General features: G+C 72.0%; 5 protein-coding genes and 1 pseudogene. 2 read left to right on the forward strand and 4 right to left on the reverse strand.

From position 1 onward, the window contains the following. The 3 genes from G3I19_RS33415 to G3I19_RS33425 all read right to left on the reverse strand — a co-directional run. The coding region (locus G3I19_RS33415) for a right-handed parallel beta-helix repeat-containing protein (protein WP_203600892.1) at positions 1–1598 on the reverse strand (1598 nt) is incomplete at its 3' end. Between the two features lie 89 nt (positions 1599–1687). After that, positions 1688–2296 carry a hypothetical protein gene (locus G3I19_RS33420; RefSeq protein ID WP_164267462.1) on the reverse strand — a complete coding sequence of 203 codons (609 nt, stop codon included), beginning with the start codon at positions 2294–2296 and terminating at the stop codon, positions 1688–1690. Between the two features lie 400 nt (positions 2297–2696). After that, entirely contained in the window at positions 2697–3140 is a 444-nt protein-coding gene (locus G3I19_RS33425; protein WP_164267463.1) for a DUF6643 family protein, read from the reverse strand. Between the two features lie 283 nt (positions 3141–3423). Between G3I19_RS33425 and G3I19_RS33430 the strand changes: the two genes are divergently transcribed. Then, positions 3424–4731: a TerD family protein gene (locus G3I19_RS33430; RefSeq protein ID WP_164267464.1), complete on the forward strand. Its 1308-nt coding sequence runs from the start codon at positions 3424–3426 to the stop codon at positions 4729–4731. Between the two features lie 65 nt (positions 4732–4796). Here G3I19_RS33430 and G3I19_RS33435 read toward each other — a convergent pair whose 3' ends face one another. After that, positions 4797–6035, reverse strand: a complete 1239-nt coding sequence (locus G3I19_RS33435) for a glycosyltransferase (protein WP_164267465.1) — start codon at positions 6033–6035, stop codon at positions 4797–4799. A gap of 58 nt (positions 6036–6093) precedes the next feature. Here G3I19_RS33435 and G3I19_RS33440 point away from each other — a divergent pair. Further along, positions 6094–6400, forward strand: a pseudogene (locus tag G3I19_RS33440) (glutamate racemase); the annotation flags it as partial.

Raw genomic sequence — 6400 nt, forward strand, 5'->3', positions numbered from 1 at the left:
GGGGCCGGCCGCGGTGCGGGCAGCCCGCCGAGCAGACCGGCCGTCTGCGTCGCGGTCGCCACCGCGGGAGCCCCCATGGCGGGAGCGCCGTTCGGGCCGGCCAGCAGGCCGCTCTCGTCGCTGGTGCAGTCCTCGACCACGGGACCGCCGGCGCCGCCCTCACCGAGGGTGCCGTCGGCGAACTCGTAACCGCTGCGCGCGCACCGCTCGGTCCTGCAGCGCGTCAGGGTCGTGCGGCAGCCGTCTATGACATGGAAGCCGTAACCGCCGCTGCCCGTCACCCGGCAGTTGTGGAACGTGCCGCGTCCCTCGGCCGACACATAGAAGCCGGCCTCGGCCGGTGAGGTCACCGTGCAGCGCTCGATCCTCGGATCGGCGCCCTTGGTGACGATCACCCCGGTCTGCGCGCCGTCGATGGTGCAGCCGCTGAGCGTGCCGCCGCTGCCGTGGTCACGGAACCAGGCGCCGGTGGACGCCTCCCGGATACGGCAGTCGTCCAGCTGCGCCGTGGCGCCGTCGCTCACCGAGACCGCGGTGTTCCGCACCTGGGCGAGATCGCTGTCGACCACGTCGGCGCGCGAACCGCGGTCCAGTACGAAGATCGCGTCCGGTACGTCGTGCACCCGGCAGGAGTCCAGCACCACCGTCGCCCCGTCGCTGACCCAGACGGCCGGGTAGTCGCCCGTACTGTCGTGGATCTCGCACTGGTTGGCGTCCACCCGGGTGCCCGGGTCCCACACCGAAAGACCGTTGCGCCCGAAGCGCCGGACGGTCGAGCGGGTCAGCGTGAGCACCGAACGGGACCTGAGGTCGACCGCGTTCTCCGGGATGTCATGGATGTCGCAGTCCGACAGCGTCAGCACCGCGTCCGTGTCCAGCGTGACACCGTCGGCCGACGTGCGGTGGACGGTGCAGTCCGTGAGATGGGCCGATGCGCGCGCGGCGACCTGCACACCCGTGCCCTTGACCTCGTAGATCTCGCAGCCGAACGCCTCCAGGCCGCTGCCGTCGCCGGAGACGCTCAGCCCGGCCCCGGACGCGTGATGGACCCGGCAGCGCTCGATCCTGGGGTGCGCGCCGCCGTGCACCGAGATGCCCGACTGGCCGGCCGCGACCACCTCGCACTCCTCGAACACCCCGCCCGCGCCGTCCAGTACACCGATTCCGACGCCCGCCGGATTGTCGACCGTGCAGCGGCGCACGGTCGGCCTGGCCGCTCCGCGCACCTCGATGCCGACGGCGGAGCGGGTGACGATCCGCAGATCCAGCAGCTCCGGGGTGCCCTCCTCGACGAGCAGCGCGGGCGCGGACGAATCCTGCCCCTCGACCTGGAGGTCCTGGACGACCGCGGACGCCCGCACGGTGAGCGGGATGCCGTCGGCGGGTGCGATCCGCACCGAGCCGACCGCTCCGTCCGTGCCCCGCAGGGTGATCGCGTGCTGGACGACGAGATTCTCGCGGTACGTGCCGGGAGCGACCGTGAGGACGTCACCGTCACCTGCGGCCTCCAGGGCTGCGGAGAGGGAGACGTACTCGCCTGTACGGCGCCGCCACCTGGATGTTCCGGTGTACGTCACCTGGACCGTGCCCTGTGCCATGGCGCTGTTGTGCCCCCACCTCGTGTGCCCGACGGATGTGGCCCCACCGTAGCGCGCGCTGGACGCGGGAGTTGACGCGAGAGGCGGTCTCAGCTGCCGGTGCCCGTGCGTCCCCAGTCGGGACCGGCTTCGCTCCAGGCGCGGTCGAGCCTCACGTACCGCCGCTGTATCAGCCGCCATACGACGAGACGGCGCCCGGCCACGATGAGGCCCGCCGTCGCCGCGGCCGAGCCGAACCCCGCGAGCACCGCGCGGGCCCGCACCGTGCGCGGCTTCATGGGTCTGTTGACGAGGTGCCCGCTGTCGTCCGTCCAGACGCGCAGGCGGTCACCGGGACGGTTGTCGGCCTTGAACGTGGAGAGCGCCCCGCTGTGCCGGCTGCCGTCCACCCCGGTCCATACGGCGGCGGCCCGGCCGCGGGGCAGGGCGTCCGAGATCCCGTCCGGGTTGGCGGGCACCACTGATGGCTCCGGCAGGGGGCGCACCACGGTGGCCGTGGTCGTGTGCCGGTGTCTGCGCTGGATCCGGGCGGTGTCCTGGAGGGCGCTGCCGGTGAGAGAGCCGCAGAGCCATCCCACGAGCGGCGCCGCGACAGCGATGAGCAGCACCGCGACGAGCGCCACCCACGCCTCGGCTAGATCGGTCCCACGGCGCAGGGGATTGTGCCGCCAACGCCACACCCCGGCTGCTGCTCGCACGTCCCGCACCCCCTTCCGTATCCGTCCTGACCTCACTGGGCACGGCCTGCCCTCGGCCGGGCGCAGCGAGAGCAATCTCACGCGAGTACAACGCGCCTGCCGTATCTGTGAGTTCCCTGGGAAAGATAAGGGGGTCCCGTACGAGGATGCACACCGGCCGCCAACGCGGACCGTGGGGACCGCTGTTGGGCAACGGCCTGATCACCTTGCTCACGGGCGGCCACGCCTGCGCGCGTCCACCGCTGCTCTCCGGCAGGTCCCGGGGCCCGGCCGCGGCCGGGCCCGGCGCACACCCCGTGAGGGACCTGGCCGGATGGAGTGGATCCTGTGCAGAACTGCGTGAACCGCTGATGCCGGGGGAGTTGTCCTGCCGTCCCGTTCCGTGCTGCCGGATGGACGGTCAGTATCCGCGGCCCTGGTACGGGCGGTTGTACGGATCCTCGTACGGCGAGGGCGCGGGCCGCTGCGCCGCGGGCCGCATCGCCTCGTAACCGGCGCCCGCGGGCCGCTGCGGCTGTTGCTGCGGTCCCGGGTAGCCGCGCCCCGCGGTGGCCTGCGGCGGGATGTACGGCGTCGGAGCGTGCTGCTGCATCGGCACGGGGTGCGCCATGGGCTGCGGATAGCCGTAGGACTGCCCCTGCTGCGAAGGGCCGGCCGGCAGCGCGGGCAGGGCCGATGGCAGCGCCGGCAAGTAGCTGTTGCCGGTGTCGTAAGCCGAAGGGACTCGGATCGGAGCGATCTGAGGGGTGCCCCGCTCTGCGACAAGAGAATCGTAGATAGGGGTGTCCGGGAAGGACGGCGCGGAGTAGTAACCGCCACCGTAGGTCGCACGGGGGGACGTCATGGCACATAAGTTAAGCCCACGATGTGCTGATTGGGGAGCCCGATAAGAGGGTTGTTTTGCGCGTTCCGGGTGACTGTGGATCCCCAATGCGAGCGAACTTGCCAAAAACGGTCGTCAGGCCCGACTCTGATCAGGTAGTGGCCTGCTCGCGGGCCGGTTACCGGCGGGTTGCCGCCAGATGGCGCAACGATCTTCCTGTGCTCCTCAGGAGCACACCACGGCGGCTGGGATTAGGTTGGCCGTACGGAAATCTACGGCTTCACGACGCCAGTTGGGGGCGAGCATGTCAATGCTTAAGGGAACCAATGTTCCGGTGTCGGCTCAGGCCGTGCGGGTCGAATTGGGATGGCGGCCAGGTCCTGGGGTGCCCGATGTCGATGCCTCGGCCCTGTTGCTGGCATCGGGAAAGGTGCGCACGGACGCCGACTTCGTCTTTTACAACCAGCCGCAGCACGCGTCCGGTGCCGTCCGCCACGAGGGGAAGACGACCACGTCGGACACCGCGACCGACACGCTCTCGGTCGACCTCGCGCAGGTGGAGCCCGCCATCGAGCGGGTGGTCCTGGCGGCATCGGCCGACGGGGGAACCTTCGGCCAGGTGCCCGGGCTCCGCATCCGGGTGCTCGACGCTGCGGACGGCACCGAGATCGCCCGGTTCGACAGCCAGGACGCCACGGTGGAGACGGCCTTCCTCCTCGGCGAGCTCTACCGGCGCCAGGGCGCCTGGAAGTTCCGCGCGGTCGGTCAGGGGTACGGCAGCGGCCTCGAAGGGCTGGCCACGGACTTCGGGATCAGCGTGGACGACGCCCAGCGGCCCGCCCCGCAGACCCCGGCTGCTGCACCCGCAGCCCCACCTGCCCCACCGGCGGCCCCGTCACCGCCGCCTGCCACCACGTACAGCGCCCCCGCCCCGCCACCGCCCGCCGGGCCGCCCGCACCGCCCGCCCCCGTACGGCTGAGCAAGGTCACCCTGACGAAGGAAGCGCCCGCCGTCTCCCTCACGAAGCAGGGCGGGACATCCGGGTCCATGCGGGTCAACCTCAACTGGGAGACCCGGCAGCAGCAGCCCAAGGGCTGGGCGGCCAAGCTCGGCAAGGCCGTCGCCATGAACTCCGGCATCGACCTCGACCTGTGCGCGCTCTACGAACTGACCGACGGCCGCAAGGGCGTCGTACAGGCCCTGGGCAACGCGTTCGGATCGCTGAGCCGGCCGCCGTACATCCATCTCGACGGCGACGACCGCACCGGCTCTGTCTCGGCCGGCGAGAACCTCACCATCAACCTCGACCAGAAGAACAGCATCAGACGGGTTCTCATCTTCGTGACGATCTACGAAGGGGCGAAGAGCTTCGCCGATCTGCATGCCACGGTCACGCTCCAGCCGCAGCACGGCGCGGCCGTCGACTTCTCGCTCGACGAATGCACCGTGCCGTCCACGGTCTGCGCGCTCGCCCTCATCACCAACGACGCCGGGGACCTCGTCGTCCAGCGCGAGGCCCGCTATCTCGTGCCCGACCGCGGCGTCAGCCCGCAGCGCACCGTCGACCAGGCGTACGGCTGGGGCATGAACTGGACGCCCGGCAGGAAGTGACGCAGCCGCGGTGCCCGGCCCTGCCGTCCGCCGCGGAACGGCCACGGCAGGGTCCGGGGCGGTGCTCAGAGGTCCTGCGCCGCCCCGGGCGGGACCTCGGGCCCGGGCCCGGTCGCCGCGGGGGAGGCGGCGCCCTGCTCCGGTCGCGCTTCCGGTTTGGCGTAGGTCCGCCCCTTCCAGGCGGCGCCACGCCCGCGGTAGTGCTGCACCGCGGAGTCGACCGTCATCACCAGATACAGCAGCGCGGTGAACGGCAGGGCCGGTGCGAGCAGCGGCGACTGGCGGTAGTAGCGCAGCATCGGCAGATAGGTGCCCGCCATCACCAGCCAGGCGAGCCCGCCCGCCCACGCGGCGGGGGCGTCGCCCAGCAGCAGAGCGGCGACCAGCGTGACCGGAGGCGCGAGATAGATCAGCGCGAGACCGAGCACCGTGCCGGTGAGCAGCACAAGGCTGTGCCTGAGCTGGGCGTACGCGCTGCGCGACACCATCCGCCACAGATCGCCGAGCCCCGGGTACGGGCGCACGCTGTCCACTCGTTCGGCGAGCCCCAGCCAGATACGGCCGCCGCTGCGCCGCACCACCCGGGCCAGCGACACATCGTCGATGACCGCCTGCCTGATGGACTCCGGGACCCCGGCCCGCTCCGCCGCCTCGGTCCGCAGCAGCACACAGCCCCCGGCCGCGGCCGCCGTACGGGCCCCGGGCCTGTTGATCCACCGGAACGGATACAGCTGGGCGAAGAAGTACACGAAAGCGGGGACGACCTGCCGCTCCCAGAAACTCTCGACACGCAGCCGGGCCATCTGGGACACCAGATCGAGCCGCGCCGAACCGGCGGCGGCCACCAACTCGCGCAGGCTGTCCGGCGCATGGGCGATGTCGGCGTCCGTCAGCAGCAGGTACTCCGGCTCCCCGGCACGCGCGAGAGCGATCCCGTGGCGCAGCGCCCACAGCTTCCCCGTCCAGCCGGGCTCGGGCTCACCGGGGGAGACGACCGTCAGCGGGAGCCCGCCGTGCCGGGCGGCCAGCCGGGCGGCCAGCTCACCGGTCCCGTCGGAGCTTCCGTCGTCGACCAGGAAGATCTCGGCCTCGCCCGGGTAGTCCTGGGCCAGCAGCGAAGGAAGGCTCAGCGGCAGGACCGCGGCCTCGTCCCTGGCGGGCACGATCACCGCCACGGACGGCCAGACGGCGGGGGCGGTGCGCGGTGGCAGCCGCTGGTCGGTCCGCCAGAACAGACCCTGCCCCAGCAGCAGCCACATCCACACGGCCAGCGAACACACGGCGATCCAGGCAATGGCGCTCATCCGCCGAAGTCTGCCCCACCAGGGCGGGTCCGGACGAGCTGTCGACTAGGGTGACCGAGTGAAGATCGCGCTCATGGACTCCGGAATCGGCCTCCTCGCGGCCGCCGCCGCCGTACGCCGTCAGCGGCCCGACGCCGATCTGGTGCTCTCCAGTGACCCCGGCAGCATGCCGTGGGGCCCACGCGCGCCCCACGACGTCACCGCCCGGGCCCTGGCGGTCGCACGCGCGGCCGCCGCACACCGGCCGGACGCCCTGATCGTCGCCTGCAACACCGCATCGGTCCACGCCCTGCCGGCCATCCGCGCCGCGCTCGAACCGGACGTCCCCGTCATCGGTACGGTGCCCGCGATCAAGCCCGCCGCCG

Origin of the sequence: Streptomyces sp. SID10853, assembly GCF_010548145.1 — a bacterium.
Classification (GTDB): domain Bacteria; phylum Actinomycetota; class Actinomycetes; order Streptomycetales; family Streptomycetaceae; genus Streptomyces.

What these genes read in the sequence shown, in the direction of transcription:
- G3I19_RS33425 (WP_164267463.1), bottom strand. Translation starts at nt 3,140, where the DNA reads ATGACGTCCCCCCGTGCGACCTACGGTGGCGGTTACTACTCCGCGCCG.
- G3I19_RS33435 (WP_164267465.1), bottom strand. Translation starts at nt 6,035, where the DNA reads ATGAGCGCCATTGCCTGGATCGCCGTGTGTTCGCTGGCCGTGTGGATG.
- G3I19_RS33430 (WP_164267464.1), top strand. Translation starts at nt 3,424, where the DNA reads ATGTCAATGCTTAAGGGAACCAATGTTCCGGTGTCGGCTCAGGCCGTG.